Below are 18983 nucleotides of genomic sequence, written 5' to 3' on the forward strand. Positions count from 1 at the left end.
AAAGTCACATTTTCTCTTGAAAATTCAAATACATTTCATTTTTCAGATATCAGAAAACCCCTTTCATAGAATAACGTGACTATCCCAGAGAAGCGTTGTCAGATTTGAAGGCGGTTAACTAAACTAATTTATAACGTTTTTCCATTCAACTAAGATACAAGTCCCGATTCCGGGTTCGGCACAAGATCAGACATCCTTTAGCAGACTGGCGAACAATCCACCGGTTATTTTGTAATTTTGCACATGGTACAGCTTTGAATATCTTGAAGTTACGACAACCTTCATTCATAGTGGATGTCATTGTTTACACAAAATGTCCGGATTGACCTATTCCTGTCTTTCGTCTTGTATTGTAGAGGAAGAGGTTCGATGACGGCTTTAGCAGGAACAAGTAAAAGTCATGTCCTTTCCCTGCACAACCGTCATCCTGTATACCGCCTCGCTGCCATCCTTCTTCATGATAAACAGCGAGCGCGGACGTTCTCCGGCCAGACTGTCGCCAGGCAGGATACGGTACCAGGCATTGACATACCCATAATTGAACCGTGAGCAGATATATGACCTGATCACTTTCCCCTCCCGCCAGTCATTGATAAGGCAAGGGAGCCACAAGCATCGTTTAAATTGGATATGTATCTCCTTATCATTCTCCATGATTTCCTTCAACGCGTCATAATATTTGCCGTCGGAATCCTGAATCTCATGCTGCCCATGGGGCGGATAGAACAAAATGTCATGAACAGACCTGGCGTCAAAGTAATAATGCGGATGGATATATCCGACATTGAAACCCTTCAATGTCATTTCATACGCAAGCATACTCCGCTGTTTCTGTGACATACCCTTTATCTTCCGCCAAATTTCTTCGTATGTCATTTTTCTGATTCTGTCGTTTGTTTCCTCCTTGAACTTCGCTCATCTCCCAGTGTCTTCTGAAAACAATATGTACCCAATTGATGTACATATCGTATCAGCAAGGCACTCCAAAGTGCTCCAGACTTTGAGTTAAGGATAAAATTGAAAAGATGAGAATAGATTAGTCAATTGGCCTGTATCCTTTTTGCTTTTCGGTCTTATAAAGGAAGAGCAGTTTTTCAAAGACTTTTATACTCAACATAATTCTTGATTTTTATATGTAAGCACAAAAGTAATATTTGTTAAGGGTTCATGCAAGATATCAATTTTGGACGCTTATGTATAATAGATGGAGAATCTTTTATTTATTTGAATTAGTACCCATAGCATCACCTGTGAAGGTTGGCCTCACAATAACTTGCTTTTTAAATTCTTCAAATCCTCTTTCCTGCCATTGTTTCAATTCAAATTTTTTTTCTGCCTCTGAAAATTGAACTGGCTGATTTTCCGAAACTGCTATATCGGCTTGAAGAAGCTCATTCTCTATCTCATTGATACTAAGATTTGGATAATATTTTTCCTTGGTCCTGGCTACTGCAGCCTTGGAAAATGTTCTGCTGGTACGTATCTTATTTGCTTTTTCCTCAAGGATACTCTTGGGAAATAGCTTATTAGATCTATTTGTATAATTGTAAATGAGTTCTGAAACCTTGGCATCATGTCTGAACTTATAGCACCTTTTCCTACATATCCTATGGAAGTCTTCACCCTGTTTAATCCTTAGTACATATCCTCGTTGTTCACCTGGGCGAGAAAACGGTTGGAATCCTACTACTCTCAGCTTCGGATCTATGTGTTTGGTCTCTAAGCTCATTTCTACGAGCATATAGTCATAGAATACTCCATATTTCGGCATGTCATCTTTTGATGGATCAACAGGGATATACTTCCCATTTCTGTAAACGGTTGTAGCGAAAAATGCTGCTACAAATTTATCAACTGTCAAATCCAGTAAATCCGTCTTGATACCATAGTGTTGTGCCAATGCCTCTGAATCTACAGAGAGGTTAAAGATTTGAGTTGAGTTATTTTTAAATTGGTATGATATTCCACCTTTGAACACCTTAAAAAGAGGATAGGTCTCTATCAAAAGTTCCAGCTCACATGCTTTAACTCGTTCGATGAGAATATCGTTTTCTGTCATACCACTTCTGTAGATCGATGGATAGGATGGGAAATGGGGTTCACTCTCCCCTCGGTAATAATCATTCATTATGCTTAATGGGATGATTTTATCTGTGCCATCTGGATAATTACTGACAATCTCAAATAACCCATCTTGATTAAAGTCTGGCATCAGGCACTGGAATATACTACCAGATAATTTTTCTTCGTGCCTAATTTCCCCATCAGCGAAGAATTCCAGGAGATCAAGAATTGTCGGAAGTCTTGAGATGAGCTCAGTTCTTTTTGTCTTTAACCATTGCATCATGGATCTTATCTTTCAAGTTCTTATAATGGTCTTCAACCGTAGTAATATCTTTTCGGTTCATCTTTCTCGCAGATACAAGATAATCATGGATATCCGTTTCTGCCTGCCGGTATTCTTTTCGCCGTAATCTTAGATGAATGATCCTGTCCATCACCTGACAAAAGCCTCCGTGACTACCTAACTTCTTATAAAAATTAGCTGCAGATAAGAGAGAATCAATATTATCATAAACCAGGCCATAGACATAGTCATAGTTGGCCAAGTGCTGTACAGATCTGATCTTTGACTTATCCACTAAACTAATCTTCCTTTTAGCATCTTTCTTAAAGCACTCCGAGTGTTGTGGATCTTTCAAATATTTTATGATCAGGGCATTAGCCAAAGATACTTCCTGCTCGTTAGCTTTCTGCTTAAATCCATTTCTGGCAAATTCCAGTTCTGACTTTTTTGCAAAGTTAAAGGCTAAGGAAGGATAATAGAACGTAAACATTTCAGAAAGTTCGCTATAAGCAAGACCTATGGAATAAGCATCGTGCATTTTTTCTGCTATCGACAAAGCCTTAGAGACACTATTAACAGAAAATAGTGCAAATATATTTCTATCAGCATTTTCTATTTCTCCACGCTGTAATAGCATACAAAACTGTTGCTGGTCATTGACAGCATATTTCTCTAATAATCGAGATTGCTCCATAGCTAATATATAGTACCCTCGCCGGAAATAGTATTCAACCTTATAATACTGATAGTGGAACAACAGTTCTTCTGACACATACTTTCCCACAACTATTCTTTCGAATCGACCAAAATCACGTTCCACCTCATATAACAAATTGTTATTCATTAAACACGCAATGTGATTACATATTGATAATAGATAACTTTCAATCGGCACATCCTGCCTTGGCCTTCCAATTCTTATGCCTAAAAAATCATAGACACGCTCCATTAATACTAAAGCTTCCTCTTTGCGGTAATCAGCAAGGAGAAAATGTGCCTGATTATTAAGATGTTCTATGATCTCTTGAATTAGCATGACAGTTTATAAGTGTTCAATTTATGCTCATATTCTATAAACAGGGCGCTTCAAGGCATCCCCTATTTAAGTCAATGAAAAACTAAGGAGGTCTTAAGCAAAGGATAGTTGACTAAGTATTAATTTCATGCCTTACGATCCTATACAGAAAAAAAGCTTTTAAAATCAGTTGAACTTACCACAAACTTTAATGACTTTCAAAATACTTCTTAACTTTTTTAGAAGAATCACCTACAGCTTTAACAGCCTTTTGTAATTCCACTCTGGTACAGCCAAATTTTTTACACCAAGAATTAACTTCATATTTCTCATGAAGATTAATTTCTGAACCATCTTGTGGTTCTTTCTTTTTTAGATTGTCCATAATAATTAAATCTAAAATCGCAAAGAGATTATCATAAACAGTAAATATAATATAATACTTAATGCTCTATCTCAGGTTATTTTGTTTTTCTTAGCAGCTGATCAGATTAGGTGAAGGGTTGTCGGACGAGAGAGACTGAAACAAGAACGACAAAAAGGTGATTCACAGCAGTCGTGAAGTGCTTCAGTAGATTCACGGTTCAAAGATAAGAAAAAAATCAGAAATGGGAAACGAATTGTTTTGTTTTTTACAGTAAATAGAATCAATCAACAGAAATAAGCATTCTTTTTGATCAATTATAAACCTCAGACTTATTTCTCAATCAAGAATAGATGGATAGAGGATAAAAGTTGACAGACAAAACCAAACTAGACAGAATCAGACAAAATGAAATATCTGTCAAAATAAGGATGAATTAAAATACAGAATAGACAAGATCTTCCCAAGTATTCCAGACTTTGAGTTGAGGATAAAATTGAAGAAATTTGAATCTATGGTCAGCTGGCCGAGTATCATTATATTGAATTCATAGCAGCAGCTCCTATTTTAAGAATTTCGGAGACTGGCTATGGTATGTGCTGATATTACCTTCATCCGACTTGTAGATGATGGTGTCAATGAAGTAAAAGTTGCCATCAATACCGACTAACACGTTATTCGGGGAAGCATCAAAGATGTCATGAATGCCATTCGTGAAATATTCACCATTCATTCGAGACATAAAGCCTAAACGTGCCAACTCATCAGAGATTTCTTTCTCCGTAGCCTCTCGTTCGGAAATGATGAAGGGCTGTCGTAGAACAGCACAAACCTTATTATCCTTGTTCTTAGCAAAACCGACCAAGGTATAAGCACAATCAGGAAAATAGTCATTATGAGCTTTGACGCGGTCAAAGAACGGCGTAAGGTTATCATCCGAATAACGAAAGTCGTTCAGTTTATAAACGACATTCCCTCTTAAGGACATGTAAACTTCATTCTCTGAGCCTCTATCCTCATAACTTCCAAGTTCGGCGGTCTCTATCCAGTAACCATGTTTATTTGCCCATTCTGCTATACGAGCGATTTGGACTCCCTTGCAATTCGTTGTTCCCGCAACCGCTTGAACTGATTTGAGCACTCCTTGTGCGAAAGTTTCAACATCCTCCAGGATTCCACCGATTGAATCTTGATGGCATTTATCTTTTTGTGATAGTCGTTGAGTACCGGTTCCATCCATTAGTCCTTTCTTTTTATATCTTGATTTTGCAAAAATAGCTAAACTTTTCTGATTTACCAAACATCAAATGAAAAACTTCTATCATCCAATTTTTGCCTGACTATCAGTTTGTTGCCGATTATTAGCGTAATACTTAATGCTCTATCTCAGGTTATTTTGTTTTTCTTAGCAGCTGATCAGATTAGGTGAAGGGTTGTCGGACAAGAGAGGCTGAAACAAGGACGACAAAAATGTGATTCACAGCAGTCGTGAAGTGCTTCAGTAGATTCACGGTTCAAAAATAAGAAAAAAATCAGAAATGGGAAACGAATTGTTGTGTTTTTTACAGATAATAGAATCAATCAACAGAAATAAGCATTCTTTTTGATCAATTATAAACCTCAGACCTATTTCTCAATCAAGAATAGATAGAGGATAATGGTTGACAAACCAAACCAGACAGAATCAGACAAAATGAAGTATCTGTCAAAATGAGGATGAATTAAAATGCGGAACAGACAAGGTACTCCCAAGTGTTCCTGACTTTGAGTTAAGAGTAAAATTGAAAAGATAGAAATAGGTTGATCAATTGACCAAGTATCCTTTTCATGAAGAGTCAAAGATTCACACAAGATACCTATTTTGGACGCTTACTTTATTTTTACTAGTTATCAGACTCTAATCTATAGATATTCAACAGCTCCCCAAATCTATTATGGATTAATTGTTGAGTCTCCTCTGATAAGTTAGGCACAGAAAGAAATAACCGATTACTTGCCCTACTACATGCGACATAAAAAAGGCGATGATCGTCTGCCTTTTTCTGCAAATCCGTATTGATTAAAAAATCAACAGCTTCATTTTCACTTTCAATGATTACAAAAACATTATCAAATTCCAAACCTTTAGCCTTGTGAATAGTCATATTAGTAGTCTGATCCTCTTTGCAATTGACTTCTCTTGCAAAATCAAGATAAGGATGAGCGAATAACTCTTTAGGCTTACCACTCCTTACAAGACCAATTCTAGAATCCATTGATTCTTTTATGATCGCAAGCAATTGGTTGCCATCACCTTTGCTATAATCATCGTATTTAGAACATAATATCTTCAAATATCGAACAGCCTTCTTCTTATCATCCAAGTTCCTAATATCCAACGAAAAACCTTTACTAAGGGATTTAACTGCATCATCCATCAACATCTGACGGGCATTCTCAACGGCTTTGACACAGGCAATAAATTTTCTACTTCTTTCATGAGCATCTGAAAGTTCAAGTAATTGTTCAAACAAATTCTTTGATACGAAACTCGGTTGCACATGAATTTTCATTTCATTTGCTGTTTGATTGCTCCAACTGAGTGTATAAATATCCTTTTGTTTTCCTTCACCGTCTTTGCACAGAGATTTACTTTTGTTATAGGCCTGTATAACTGGACCAATTAAAAGTTGAGGACAGCCATAATCTTCTTCTCTGACATTTTTTTGATTCAACTCAGGACGCAACACGTTCAAAAAATTCACAATAGATTTAGTACTTCGACGATTATCCGCAATCGTATAATCTGCTAAATGAGGAAAATCAATCTCATGAATAAATCGAACATCACCACCAGCAAAACCATAAATAGACTGGGCTTCATCGCCGATGACGGTAACATAACTTCTTTCTTTTGCCAATTTCTCTATAAGAAAATGTTGTATTGAAGAAGAATCTTGATATTCATCCACAAGAATATATGGAAATTTATTAGAGATTAAACGCTTGATGCGAGGACACTTTATAAAAAGTTGATAAGAAAAAAACAAGACATCATCGTCATGCATAATTCCCTTTTGACTCCATACTTCTTGTTTATAACAATTAACGAATTTATTTTTTAATAAACCATATAGAGGATATGATTTTCCACTTTGTTCTAGACTTATTCTTTTATCTGTTAAATTCCAACGATAAGATGATATATATTGGCCTATTTTAGAATAACTTACTTTTACTCTTGAATTTTGGAAAACACTTCCACATCCACTTTTTCCTATAACAGAATTGATAAATTCATAATGCGTATATACCGTATCATCATGTCCGTCTAATTTCTTTATATCGAAATTAAATAGATCTGCAATGAGATGAAAATAGGGCTTAATGACATTAGCATATAAGAAAGCATGAATCGTTGACACTTCTATCCTATCCATCCCAAATTTGATCTTTTGTTGGATATTTTCACAGGCCTTGTTGGTATAGGTAATACATGCAATCTTCCGGCAGTTTCCAAGTCGGTCAGAATATTTAAGGATCTCTTTCAGTTGGCCTATTAGCCAATGAGTTTTACCAGCTCCCGGACCAGCCATAACCCTAATATTGGAATCAAAATTTTGAGGCTCGTTCGAATGTATTAGTTGAGCACCCATTTTATAGCCTCCTCTATATAATCCGGCACATTAATATTACTGTTTTGTTCAAGATTTTCAGAAAGTTCCAATGCATTGATTCCCTTGCTTACGGATTCCAGGTATCGGGAAGCAATGACTCCTTGACGCCGGTCATCCTCTTCCCTCCAAATAGAATTGTCTCTATACAATTCTACGAGATCACTATCATTACAGGCTTCAAGTGTTTCTGACAAGGTCTTACTGTTGATCATAGTTGTCAATTCGACTTTGTTTTCCAAAGAATCAACAATAATATTTGCATTGTGTGAATTTTTGCGTGCAATCTCATATTCGAGAGTTTTACCCTTACTGTCTTGAGAAAAATACCTAATATTCTTATGCTCCTTAAATTCGTCAACTCTATCCTCTGAATGATTTTTGTAGTCATAATGCTCAGAGTCAGCATCATACTCTATGGGCCAGCAAGATTTCCATTTGGCATTTTGAGCGGAATTTTTCAACTTTCTGACTGGATCTCTATCAGTAATGCAAGCAACCTTAATGGGAAGTGTACCTTTTTGTCTCCCATCATAAAGTTTCAAGAAATTTTCAAAGTACCTGCCTCCGATATTAACTACAACAATCTGTTTCTTCATCCACTTTTCATAGAGATTCAACCTCTTGGCAAATGCAGGCAAGAGTATTTGCTCCGCCATACCTTCAACAAAGATGATTCCACCTGCAAATAGCATATCCGCACGAGTAGCATCAAGGTAACGCTGGATATAATTCCTAGACATATTATCATCTGCAAAGACGGCACGAGGATAATAGGCTGTAACTATTCCATTCTTATCTTTATATAAGCAAGTAAACTCATCCAACTTAATCTTAGCAGCCAGACTGGAAGAATGGGTTGTAATGAAAACTTGCCGGACATGACCATCACTCTGATTCTTTCTGATAAATTCGAGAAACTGATATTGGAGTTCAGGGTGTAGATGGGCTTCAGGTTCCTCTATAGCCAAAATCGGGAAACTCCTTACATTATTTTCTCCCATAAAATCCATACTGGTACTTGATTGCATTTTGGAAAGAAGCAGAGAGATATAAATCAGGTTATTATAGCCGAGTCCATTCTGAGATACCGGCAACGAATAACCTAACTCATCCGACTCAACCAGGAGTTGAAGAATTTGCAACAATTGGCTTTCGGAAATTTCTCCATCAAATTTAATTTTACTGCCCTTTAAGATTGCACCAGTATCATTGGCATATTGAGTAATGCTTTCCGTACCATCCTTAATTCGGTCCAGGACCTTCTCTATCACCTTTTTTGATTCCTCTGCAAATTCTTTTTCTCTCTTATCTTTTTCACTTTTATTTTTCTCTTTTTCTTTTGCTTCATCCCCGTTCTGATTATTTTCTCCTTTATCATCCTTTTTCTTATCAGGAGATAGATCGTAATCTAAGAAATAAGTCAGTACATCTTTTAGCAAATCATTGTGTCCACTAAACATGGACTGCTCTACATCCCGTAATGCACCAACAAACTGAAAATCAATCTTTCTCAAATCGGCTGAAGCTGCTTGACGTTGTAATTCTGGAGGGCCACCATATATATTATATCCATACTTACGTATATATTTCTTCTCAATGATATGAAACAGATCTGAACTAGTTTGAGCATCTTTCATGTCATCTGTGTAGGATTTTTTCTCGGAATCAGGAAGATAGAATCGATAGGTAAGGCAAGATTCCAGTTTCGGCTCTACTGCTATAGCATAAGTTGTAAACAAGGCGACATCATCCGAATCTGCATCTTCATCTTTTGACTCCTTGATATAAACACTAATCTCCACATAAGGTGACTCCTCTTTTAATTTATCCAACTTAGCCCCCTGGAAGAAATCCCAAGCCGAAAGATGCCGCTTTTTGTCAATATCAATTACAAGACGCAAGGCATCAATAACAGTTGATTTGCCCCCATTATTATGACCAATAATCGCATTCAACCCTTCCGTGAAGTCTATCGTCGAATCCCGAAATCCTCGGAAACCATTAATATGAACCTTGGATATATACATGTTTAAATATTTTAGACTATACCAACCTCACTTATTTTCGACCTCTACAGCATTGACAGATTTCTTAAGGACAAAATTTTGTTGAAATTGACAATTACATTTATGATGACCAGGAATGATATATTCGTTTCTTGAAATAAGTCCCTTATCGTCGTAATATCGAATATGGCATCCATCAACATCAGGTCCTTCTATTAAAAGCTTTCCACAAAAAGGACAGACAAGGGGTATTGCTTCTTTTGTATGCTCTTTCCAATATTCAAGCCATGTTCCCTCATTTGGATGATCATCACCTGTATGAGATGCATTACGTATTTTCGACCCCTCTTTTAAACAAAGGATTTTAGGGTTTCTCATGTTTCGTTTCTCAAAAAGTTTTACTTTTACATTCATAAGAACTAGCGTTTTGTTCGTATTCAAATTGATATCAACACTCTATTGGCAGAGCACTTCAAAGTGTCCTTGATTGTACGTAAAGAGGCTCCCCACGGAACCAATCAAAAGAATTAGTAAATATACCTTTTCCAAGCATTTGTAAAGAGTAATGAAGTTCTTAGATCTATTGTTGATCAGATTAGGTGAAGGGTTGTCGGACAAGAGAGGCTGAAACAAGGACGACAAAAATGTGATTCACAGCAGTCGTGAAGTGCTTCAGTAGATTCACGGTTCAAAGATAAGAAAAAAATCAGAAACGGAAAACGAATTGTTGTGTTTTTACAGATAATGGAATCAATCAACAGAAATAAGCATTCTTTTTGATCAATTATAAACCTCATACCTATTTCTCAATCAAGAATGGATAGAGGATAATGGTTGACAGACCAGACAGAATCAGACAAAAATGAAGTATCTATCAAAACAATGATGAATTAAAATACAGAACAGAAATAGACAATTACGACTTCCAACCACTAATCTTTGTGATAGATTTAACTGGAACATGACATAGAACTTCAAAAAATAAAAGAAAAATGTTTGTGTTTTGTCTATGATAGATTACCTTTGCAACAATGAAAAAATTCTTCAGAATTCTTATATTTGTACTTCATCATCCTTATTTGTTTGTGTCCAATTTATGTCCACGCCCTATAAACAAGGCACTCTAGAGTGTCACTTATTTTGAGTCACAGATAAAATCTAAGAGAATTTAATCCATACCAATTGACTATGATCATGCTTTTTTCCTCCGTCTTATACAGCAAGAGCAGTTTTTCAAAATCTGTCGTACTCAACATCTTTCTTGATTTTTAATGTGAGTACAAAAGTAATTTATTAAAGATTCATGCAGAACACCTATTTTGGACACTTACTATATTTTCAATTATGTGCAAGAAGATCATGCTATTACCATAACAGATTCCCAATGGACTGAAATGAATAATGAAGCATGGAGACTGACCGCAAAGTTGAACGACAAATCATTTAAAAAACATTTTCAAAAACGTCACGAGAAGACAAGGATATCATTAAGTTGGGAGGCATAAAAATGCCTTTCGAACACCAGAAAGAATATATAGATAAATATTTTATTCCAAAGTATCTGGAACTTTATTCAGACAAATAACAGCCCCATATTGTTTCATGAGAGCCTATACTGTCAGATCAAGGTCTCACTGTCCGCCATTTTCTTCACTTCAGATACTTATCCAGGAAATGTAACGCAAACTATCCGTCTCCGCCGTATTACATAATTCAAAATTTTGCAGAAGAGTTTTTATGATGTATTTCACCGAGAGTCTTGTAATCAATTCCATTGGGCTTTTCAGAAGTAATTGTTACATATAAATTATTAATTATCAATGAATTAAAAGCTGTATTTCTTTGTAAATATTATTATATATATTTGTACAAACTTTTATGCGTTACTGGAAATTTTATCAACCATATCTTTCAATGTTAACTTTAATCGTTGCATAAAATCACAGAAAATAGTACCTTTAATAAAGATATGTTTTGATATGTTGCATTTAAAATCACCATAAACTTTGATGTTTGAATCTTCATTAAAAGAAGTGTCTTCTTCTTGCTGAACAACAGGTTTGACTGTTGAACTAAGGATCGTACCAATATTCACATTAACATAAGTATGATTTAAAATATCAGAATGAGCAGCACTTACATCTTCTTTCGTAGCATCAGGAGATACATTGCAACCTGTTTCTGGCGTACAATCAATACAACATAATGCATAGTGCACTGATTCTCGGACCGCTTGTTTTATTTGAAGAGATGACATGTGCGCCGGTTCATTAAAGTTCCACTTTGCTTTACACTCTATATAATATAAAGGTGTACCCTTATAACGTATTACCATATCCTGTCCATATTGTACATCATCAGTAGAAATCTCTGATTGTGAACATGTAAGTTCGCTATTTACTTCGTTTCTGATGTCGTCTTCAATGAGTTTTCCAATAGCAAATGTAAAGAGAAACTGACGGTCACGTTCCTGTTGCTGATGAAGCAGATCCTCAACTTTATTTATTATTGCATCGAAATTTTTAGATTCCGCCAATTCAGCCATCCGTTTGATTTTTTCGCTGCCTTGCATTTGGATGCGGAACAAGGCTTCTTTATCTTCTTCATTTCCATGAGTATAGTAGAGATCTTTACGCTGTGCGTAGATGTTGGGGAAGTAGCTTTTCCATGAATCTTCTTTTGTGTTAAGGTGATTTATTATGAGAAGAATGTCAGTACCATCATAGTTAATGGCTTTAAGTTGTTTCTCTATCTCGTCACCAACATCTTCTGGCTTGTATTCTATGAATGGATATAAATCAGAAAAGTCAACATCAACAAATGATTCTTTGAGGTCATGTTTAAATATCCCATTATAAAGCTGTTGGAGTTCATCATCAATAGAGATATTCTTTTTAAGGTCTTTTACCTTATTAACTTCTCCCAACTGATTTGGTACAATGCCGTAATCATCTAACTTCTTTATGCGTTGTTCATCTTTAGTGTCTGTAAAGATTTGTACAAACTGGAGCAGCAAATCATGATTTTGTTCATGTCCTTCATCAGACGTTAACCACAATGATGGTTTATGTGATAGCATTAGCATAGTATTTTCAACAAGGAATGAGAAAGCCGATAAGTATAAATCAGGTTCTTCATTATCTATTGATGGAATTACTATAGGTTTGTAATCAATACCATATAGTTCGCAAATAACCGGCATTAAACGAGCACGATAGCTTGTTGACTCGACAGACGTAAATGCTGAGCAATAACAGACAAGATTTGTTATTGTCACAGTGTTATTTAGTTCTTCAAGTAACTTGGGACTGTTAATACCATCCGATATATAGTTAAAAGTTAACCTTCGAAGGTTATCAATAGTAGATTTTATTTCATCACGTAAATCTGTACGTGTATACTCTATAAGAGCAACAATATCTGCATACTCGGTATCTACCAATTTATCTGCTCTTGTCCCAAGAATAGGTTTTGCTATGTCATATAACTCTGTTGTGATACTTTTACCATCACGTAGTTCTCCTGATTTTTTTAATATACCCCCTCTATTAGGTATTAATGCTTTAGATTTTAATAAGTTTATTCCTGTTTCCCCAAGCTCTTTCAAGAGAAGTAAAAATGTATGAAGATCATTATCTTTTATTTTAATATTATCACATATTTTTTCTAGTTTTGCATAATATGGTTGTATATTATTAGGATCCCAATTATTAACGACTTGAGACCATTCAATTATATTCTTGTTTGGAATTGTGAATATTTGTGCGGCATACTTAGTTACTATAGGAATATATTTTTGAAATTTTTCTTCATCCAAATCATTGTATATACTTGAATCAAGTACAACAAAACCATTATCGTCTTTAATAGAAAGGTATCCTTTTTCTGTTGGTATCATCTTCCATTTAACAAATTCTTCTGAAAACATTTTCTGCAATTTTTCATAAAAAGCCTTTGTAACAGGGTCTTCACCATCGTATTTAAAATTAACATTGGCAAAATCTAAAGGAATATTTTGTTGGTCAATATTATTGCGATAATAAGCAAATAACATGTTGATCAACTCATCTAACACCCCTTTATTATGCTTGTATTTTATGGCTAATCCATCATTGTCTTGAGGTAAAAGAAATGAATTTCTTGACTCAGTTGGGAATAGTCTGCTTGAATGGAAAATGAAGTTAGTTCCGAATTTCTCTGTACCCAACATAGGAAAGAACAAGAACTGACTAGGTATTTTGCTTGTTTCATCAAACCCTGTAGGTAATGGTGGAATAACAATGCGATCATTACCATCAATTGTTTCTAATGTTGTAATGATAATGTCGCTTTTTATATCATTTTTGATAACTTGGATTGTTGTTAAAACCTTACAAATGTTGTTATTGTACGATAAAGGTAATATCTTTCTATCACTAACCTTAATATATTGTGTACAGGTATTGTCATTAGTATTTTCAATGGTACATTCTTTTATGTGGTCATTGAAAGCCATTACAAATGGCATTAAACGAGTTGTTATATTGAGCTGATTATTCACTTTTTCTACCGTTTCCGGTGTCAGTGTATAACAAAAAGAAGTCCACGTTCCAGCTTTTTCATTGCCTTCCTTGCTATAAAGATTTTCTACAGCTAATAGTTCGTTATCCATTTCTCTAATAAAAATATCTTCATCGTCAGAGCTTCTATCTAAACAAAAATCATTAGGCAATGGAACATACATTTTATGGCTATTATTATTTTCTTTATAATTGATACAACAGTCACCGCTTATATGTACTTTGCGATTGAATACGTGTGTTGTCATAAACCCTGTTCCATATTGCCCAACTTTATTGTTATCACCTTCGCGTTTGGTACTTTGCTGCTTTATAAGGTTTGATAATGTATCTAAGTCGAAAGGTTCACCCTGATGAGCAAAGGTGATGCTATTATTTGTAAGAATAATTTTTGTTACTGCTTGTACCGAAAGGTCGCAGGCATTTTGCATCAACTCCCAAATAGCACGCTCACCACTTCGGTTGTTGTTACGTGCAATACCTTGCATTATTCTGGCACGAGCAGCACAAAGCATTTCTTCGTGTTCCTTACGTTGACGGTAGTCATGTACTTGTTTTTGTTGTTCTGTTGTGAGCTGTATCATTTTTATGTTATTTGTTTTTTTAGAAAACTAAATAGGGTCTGCTGATTTATTTTCGTCAGCCGATGGCGAGAACTGGAGTTTTCTCGGCCACCTGACTTTGATTTCTAAAAATCCCGGTATTTGTTAGGATTATTTTGATGATTTCCATCATTTCAATAAGGGCATAAAGAAGTTTCCTGAAGAACTTCATTATATTTTTTACGAAATAGCATGCACCACCCCAACAATTCTTTGAGGTAATGTTTTCATGTTCATTTTTCATTAATGTTTTCTTTTATAATTCTATAATTACCTGTTGGTTGAATTAAAATAAAGCATATTTAACTTGTCCTATGGGTCTATGATTGAGAAGATTGAAATACTGCAGCATAGTGAAGGCAGCAACTTTGGCCGCAATTCTTGCGAAAAAGCCTTCTGGTTGCTTTGCATAGTTTCGTATCATCATAAGATGGTCGCTCAGCTGCGAGAAGACCGTCTCAATTCTTTTTCGGAAACGCTTATATGCCCACGAAGGCGGCCTCCAATTTTTCTGGTTCAATCTATAGGGAACTTCAAGAGTTATGGTGGCTGTCTCAAAGAGATCCTTTTGTATGGGCGCACTCAGATAGCCCTTGTCAGCGAGAATCATGCAGTCATGGTATTCCCACCTGACATCCTTAAGGTAAAGGATATCAGGTACATTGGCGGCAGTCATGTCAAAAGAGTGTATGACACCGGTGATACTACACAAAGCGTGAAGTTTATAACCGTAGTAGTACATGTTCTGCGAAGCACAATATCCCCATGCAGGGGAATGCCCGGGGTCAGTTCTGCCCATTGCACATCTGCCTGCACGCGCATTCTGGCAGATCTTTACAGGCTTGGAATCTATGCAGAAGACAGACTCTTCGCCATCCATTGCTTTGGCAATGGACTTGCGGATTTCCTCTCCAAGTCCCTTGGTCAGCTTACGACGCTGGTTGAACTGACGTCTGGTTATTAGGTTGGGGATGGCACCTTTATGCCATTAACATGATCCTCATCGAAATGCGAGATGAAGAACAAATCTATTTTCTGTTTGTCACCAAAAGAGCTATTCACTACATTATCTATATACAAGGTTTTTGCCCTACTGCTTTTTGGCTTTGTCTTTGATCCACAGTCAAAAACGACAGTGTGATTAACATCATGCTGGTTATCAAAGAACTCTTCTGTATAGAATGCTCCCTGCCCAACTGGATGGATTGTTCGGATTACTGTAAATTTTTTGTCCATATCGTTTTAGTTTTTAGCAATATTGGGTTATATTGAATTTATCACGGTTCTTAGCCAATTGTCCATTCTGAGACAAAACATATTAATGGGTTTAGGACTACTTTTAAAGGATTCTATGTATTCATATAAGTTTGTGTCCAATTGATGTCCACGCTCTATAAACAGGGCACTCCAGAGTGTCCCTGATTTTTTATTTCGAATAAAATTTAAGAGATTTTAATCTATGGCCAGCTGACCGGGTATCATTTCATGGAAGTCACGGCAGCCTTCATCAAAATTCCTGAAGAAGGCCTGGAAGTACTTCAATACTTCTATGCCCATCATACGGCAGGTCTGTATGACGGTATGATAGGTCGCCGAGCACTCGATACCTTCCACACTGGCAAAGGACAGCGAGTTCTTCCGCTCCACGCAGGCGGGGCGCACGTTTCTCTCGGCTATGTTGTTGTCTATACTGTATTCACCGTCCTTGCGGTAGTTCATCAGCCCGTCCCACTGGTTATGCAGGTATCTCAGGGCCGTAGCAAAAATCGGATCTACCGCCGACTGCCTTTCTTTGTCTTCAGGCCAGAGACGGTCCAGTTCCTTTCTCATCTCACCGATGATCCCGGAGGTCTCCCCGTTGTTCCGTCTCTTCCTGATCTCCTCCGGCGGAAGCCCCAGCTTCCGGTAGTGGCTCTCCAGCCTGTAGAGATCTCCGATCCGGTCTATGAACGGTTTCGCTTCCCTGACTCCTCCGACATCATACGCGGTCACGAACTTGGCCCTCACATGGGCCAGGCAGTAGATATGGTCTACGGGGACAAGACAGTCATCCAGGAAGACATAGCCCACATAGCCGTCTGACTGGAGGGACTTGATCTTCGCCTCTCCAAGGAACTGCTTCAGCACTTCCCTGCTCCGGGTTCCTTCCTTAGGATGGTCGAAGAAGTAATAGGTCATCTTTGCTTTCCTGTTGACCATACACCACACATAGACTTTCCTGTATCCTGATCTGTATTTCAGACGGAGACGGCTCCAGGTCTCGTCACAGTTTACATTGGCGCCTTCTGCCAGCAGGAGGTCCTTCAGGGATGGCAGGAGGCAGGACAGCTGACGACAAGCTGACCGGAGCCAGTTGACTACTGTCTGCCTGCAACCGCCCAGGCCCGACTCCCGGAGCATTTCCGACAGGCGGCTGGAAGGCGTCGACAGGCCGTAACGAAGATAGGCCAGTGTCGGGATGCTGTCCGAAGTCAGTTCCGTATTGGCAAAGGCACGGTACTCCCTGTGGCTCGTATACTCTTCATCCGCCTTTTCCGATGCCTCTGATTTTTCAGGGAGATACATCCATTTGATACGACCGTCAGGGAACCTGACCTTCAGCCACTCGTACTCGTGGACATCCGTCACCATCCTGATGCTCTTCAGCCTCCGGGTCTTCCGCTTCATGACTATACTGCCCTCCGGAAGCCTCGAACGGTCGAAGCCGTGATAGTAGATCCGGGTGCGGACACCCTTGTCATACTTCATGCCCTGACGGTATTCACGGGGCTCAGAAGGTTTCCTTTCCTTCCTTCTTCACGCTCTGTCTGCGGCTAGCATACTTCTCTTTCCGGGCGATCCTGTTCAGGTCCTCCTGTCTCTTGAGCTCCGTCAGCATTTCTCCGTACTGCCCGCTCATCTGCTTCAACTGGCGCTGCTGCTCCGTCAGCTGGTCCATCAGCCTGATCTGGCCTTCTGAACTCACCCTGTTCAGACGGGTCAGCTCATCGATACGCTTATTCAGGCGATCTTCCCTTAAACGGGCTTCCTCCATCAGTTTGTCAAGCCTGGCCTGAAGCTGCCTGTTCTCATCCTGAGCGGCCAGCAGCATTTTAATAATCGTTATCTTGTCCATATCAAGGTACTCCTCCATGGGCCCGGGATCGCTTTCCCGTGCCTCCAGATTCCGGAGGTTGTTGATCCTTCCGGAGAGTTCGTCAAGGTTGATTTCTTTGTCTGAATCCATGTTCCGTACCTTAATCTTATATTACAAAGGTACGAAAATTTCATGGATTACGCAAGTGTTTTTGTCGTTATTTTGCTGATAATCAGTACTTTATATACCGTCATGATCACTGCCTGAGGCATGGATCATGAGGGTGCCGACAACGGGCATTTCAAGGAATGCGACCACTTCTTTCCAGCTGATCTGATAGATCGGGTTACGGTATTCGGTATCTTCTTCCGCATAGGTTATCTTCATGAAACGGTAGCCTCCGGTAAACTTCTTCTCGTGAAGGTAGCAGGCATGCTTCTCGAAGTGGATCATCTTCACCTTGCGCCGGTCCCTGCTCATGAAGAGGAACACGTCGCCACTGTATGGGTCACGGTGGAACTTGTGCTTGACGATCTGCATCAGCCGGTGGTAACCGCAGCGCATGTCCGTTACTCCCGGCACGTAATAGAAATTGTGAAGGCCGTTGACCGTCAGCATAGGCCCTCCAGCTTTAATATGAACTGCTTCAGCTCCGGGTAACTGAGCCCGCTGCGTTTGAGGTACATCCCGTTGCTGAAGTTCATCGACAGGGTGATGAAGGTCTCCTGACTCCCGGGCTGTTCCTCTACTGACTCCTTGTTTTCCCGGATCTCCTCTTTTGGACGGTCCAACACCTCAACAGGGACAATATCCTTGTGGGTGTTACGGAACCATTTGTCAAAGGCTCGGTAGTTGACCCCGCTGTTTACACAAAATGTCTGGATGGACATGTTCTTCCCTTCCGTCTTGTAGAGGAAGAGCAGTTTTTCAAAATCTGTCGTACTCAACATAATTCTTGATTTTTAATGTGAGCACAAATGTAACATTTATTAAGGGGGCTTGCAAGATGCCTATTTTGGACGCTTACGTTCCGGTTGCTCATTTCATTAACTTGAGATGACATCAATTATATAAATCAAAAAATATTTGTGTTTTTCCTCTATCTCGTACCGTTACAATAAAGTAAAAGTCATGTCCTTTCCCTGCGCAGATACCGCCTCGCTGCCATCCTTCTTCATGATAAACAGCGAGCGGGGACGTTCTCCAGCCAGACTGTCGCCGGGCAGGATATGGTACCACGCATTCGCAGTTGGAACGTAAATATACTTGCTCATGTCATACTCCACGTGTTCCAGCGGATGCGCTATTACCTGTTGCAATTTTGATGCCAGCTCCCCCACATTACCACTGTGAAAGTA

The 18983-nt window shown here is 38.2% G+C and carries 16 protein-coding genes and 1 pseudogene; all 17 read right to left on the reverse strand.

The genetic code is table 11. The features are described 5' to 3' along the window. Positions 1–378: 378 nt before the first annotated feature. Positions 379–876, reverse strand: a complete 498-nt coding sequence (locus ACYRYG_RS12645; protein ID WP_460198384.1) for a hypothetical protein — start codon at positions 874–876, stop codon at positions 379–381. Between the two features lie 340 nt (positions 877–1216). Next, on the reverse strand, positions 1217–2347 hold the full coding sequence (locus ACYRYG_RS12650) for an FRG domain-containing protein (protein WP_460198385.1): 1131 nt from the start codon (positions 2345–2347) through the stop codon (positions 1217–1219). After that, positions 2316–3383, reverse strand: a complete 1068-nt coding sequence (locus ACYRYG_RS12655; protein ID WP_460198386.1) for a hypothetical protein — start codon at positions 3381–3383, stop codon at positions 2316–2318. The genes ACYRYG_RS12650 and ACYRYG_RS12655 overlap by 32 nt, the downstream gene beginning before the upstream one ends. Positions 3384–3570: 187 nt before the next feature. Then, entirely contained in the window at positions 3571–3747 is a 177-nt protein-coding gene (locus tag ACYRYG_RS12660) for a DUF3606 domain-containing protein (RefSeq protein WP_460198387.1), read from the reverse strand. A gap of 541 nt (positions 3748–4288) precedes the next feature. Continuing rightward, complete coding sequence (locus ACYRYG_RS12665; RefSeq protein ID WP_460198388.1) at positions 4289–4966, reverse strand: putative polyvalent protein kinase domain-containing protein; 678 nt, start codon at positions 4964–4966, stop codon at positions 4289–4291. A gap of 643 nt (positions 4967–5609) precedes the next feature. Next, the gene (locus tag ACYRYG_RS12670; protein WP_460198389.1) at positions 5610–7361 is read right to left on the reverse strand and encodes a UvrD-helicase domain-containing protein; all 1752 of its coding nucleotides are present in this window, start codon (positions 7359–7361) and stop codon (positions 5610–5612) included. After that, positions 7346–9409, reverse strand: coding sequence for an ATP-dependent nuclease (locus ACYRYG_RS12675; RefSeq protein WP_460198390.1), 2064 nt, complete (start codon positions 9407–9409; stop codon positions 7346–7348). The genes ACYRYG_RS12670 and ACYRYG_RS12675 overlap by 16 nt, the downstream gene beginning before the upstream one ends. 27 nt (positions 9410–9436) lie before the next feature. After that, positions 9437–9802 (reverse strand): hypothetical protein, encoded by a 366-nt coding sequence (locus tag ACYRYG_RS12680; RefSeq protein ID WP_460198392.1) that lies wholly within the window; start codon positions 9800–9802, stop codon positions 9437–9439. Positions 9803–11264: 1462 nt separating this feature from the next. Beyond that, the gene (locus ACYRYG_RS12685) at positions 11265–14531 is read right to left on the reverse strand and encodes a sacsin N-terminal ATP-binding-like domain-containing protein (protein ID WP_460198394.1); all 3267 of its coding nucleotides are present in this window, start codon (positions 14529–14531) and stop codon (positions 11265–11267) included. Between the two features lie 55 nt (positions 14532–14586). Further along, positions 14587–14793: a hypothetical protein gene (locus ACYRYG_RS12690; RefSeq protein ID WP_460198395.1), complete on the reverse strand. Its 207-nt coding sequence runs from the start codon at positions 14791–14793 to the stop codon at positions 14587–14589. Between the two features lie 42 nt (positions 14794–14835). Beyond that, a pseudogene (locus ACYRYG_RS12695) lies at positions 14836–15531 on the reverse strand (IS982 family transposase); the annotation flags it as partial. After that, positions 15510–15785, reverse strand: coding sequence for a hypothetical protein (locus ACYRYG_RS12700; RefSeq protein ID WP_460198396.1), 276 nt, complete (start codon positions 15783–15785; stop codon positions 15510–15512). The pseudogene ACYRYG_RS12695 and the gene ACYRYG_RS12700, both read right to left, overlap by 22 nt. A 216-nt stretch (positions 15786–16001) precedes the next feature. After that, positions 16002–17297, reverse strand: coding sequence for an IS66 family transposase (tnpC, locus tag ACYRYG_RS12705; RefSeq protein ID WP_460198398.1), 1296 nt, complete (start codon positions 17295–17297; stop codon positions 16002–16004). Between the two features lie 22 nt (positions 17298–17319). Beyond that, a complete protein-coding gene (locus tag ACYRYG_RS12710) occupies positions 17320–17775 on the reverse strand; it encodes a hypothetical protein (RefSeq protein ID WP_460198400.1) in 456 nt (151 codons plus the stop codon). Between the two features lie 90 nt (positions 17776–17865). After that, positions 17866–18243 carry an IS66 family insertion sequence element accessory protein TnpB gene (gene tnpB, locus ACYRYG_RS12715; protein WP_460198401.1) on the reverse strand — a complete coding sequence of 126 codons (378 nt, stop codon included), beginning with the start codon at positions 18241–18243 and terminating at the stop codon, positions 17866–17868. Next, positions 18237–18575, reverse strand: coding sequence for a hypothetical protein (locus tag ACYRYG_RS12720; protein ID WP_460198402.1), 339 nt, complete (start codon positions 18573–18575; stop codon positions 18237–18239). Before ACYRYG_RS12720 ends, tnpB begins: the two co-directional genes overlap by 7 nt. Before the next feature lie 162 nt (positions 18576–18737). After that, positions 18738–18983: hypothetical protein (locus ACYRYG_RS12725; RefSeq protein ID WP_460198403.1), on the reverse strand; the 246-nt coding region annotated here is incomplete at its 5' end.

This window comes from Segatella asaccharophila, from assembly GCF_054687055.1.

Coding starts and splice junctions, on each gene's coding strand:
- tnpC (WP_460198398.1), bottom strand. CDS start 17,297: ATGAAGTATGACAAGGGTGTCCGCACCCGGATCTACTATCACGGCTTC.
- ACYRYG_RS12655 (WP_460198386.1), bottom strand. CDS start 3,383: ATGCTAATTCAAGAGATCATAGAACATCTTAATAATCAGGCACATTTT.
- ACYRYG_RS12665 (WP_460198388.1), bottom strand. CDS start 4,966: ATGGATGGAACCGGTACTCAACGACTATCACAAAAAGATAAATGCCAT.
- ACYRYG_RS12690 (WP_460198395.1), bottom strand. CDS start 14,793: ATGAAAAATGAACATGAAAACATTACCTCAAAGAATTGTTGGGGTGGT.
- ACYRYG_RS12685 (WP_460198394.1), bottom strand. CDS start 14,531: ATGATACAGCTCACAACAGAACAACAAAAACAAGTACATGACTACCGT.
- tnpB (WP_460198401.1), bottom strand. CDS start 18,243: ATGCTGACGGTCAACGGCCTTCACAATTTCTATTACGTGCCGGGAGTA.
- ACYRYG_RS12650 (WP_460198385.1), bottom strand. CDS start 2,347: ATGATGCAATGGTTAAAGACAAAAAGAACTGAGCTCATCTCAAGACTT.
- ACYRYG_RS12670 (WP_460198389.1), bottom strand. CDS start 7,361: ATGGGTGCTCAACTAATACATTCGAACGAGCCTCAAAATTTTGATTCC.
- ACYRYG_RS12680 (WP_460198392.1), bottom strand. CDS start 9,802: ATGAATGTAAAAGTAAAACTTTTTGAGAAACGAAACATGAGAAACCCT.
- ACYRYG_RS12660 (WP_460198387.1), bottom strand. CDS start 3,747: ATGGACAATCTAAAAAAGAAAGAACCACAAGATGGTTCAGAAATTAAT.
- ACYRYG_RS12710 (WP_460198400.1), bottom strand. CDS start 17,775: ATGGATTCAGACAAAGAAATCAACCTTGACGAACTCTCCGGAAGGATC.
- ACYRYG_RS12700 (WP_460198396.1), bottom strand. CDS start 15,785: ATGGACAAAAAATTTACAGTAATCCGAACAATCCATCCAGTTGGGCAG.
- ACYRYG_RS12675 (WP_460198390.1), bottom strand. CDS start 9,409: ATGTATATATCCAAGGTTCATATTAATGGTTTCCGAGGATTTCGGGAT.
- ACYRYG_RS12645 (WP_460198384.1), bottom strand. CDS start 876: ATGACATACGAAGAAATTTGGCGGAAGATAAAGGGTATGTCACAGAAA.
- ACYRYG_RS12720 (WP_460198402.1), bottom strand. CDS start 18,575: ATGTTGAGTACGACAGATTTTGAAAAACTGCTCTTCCTCTACAAGACG.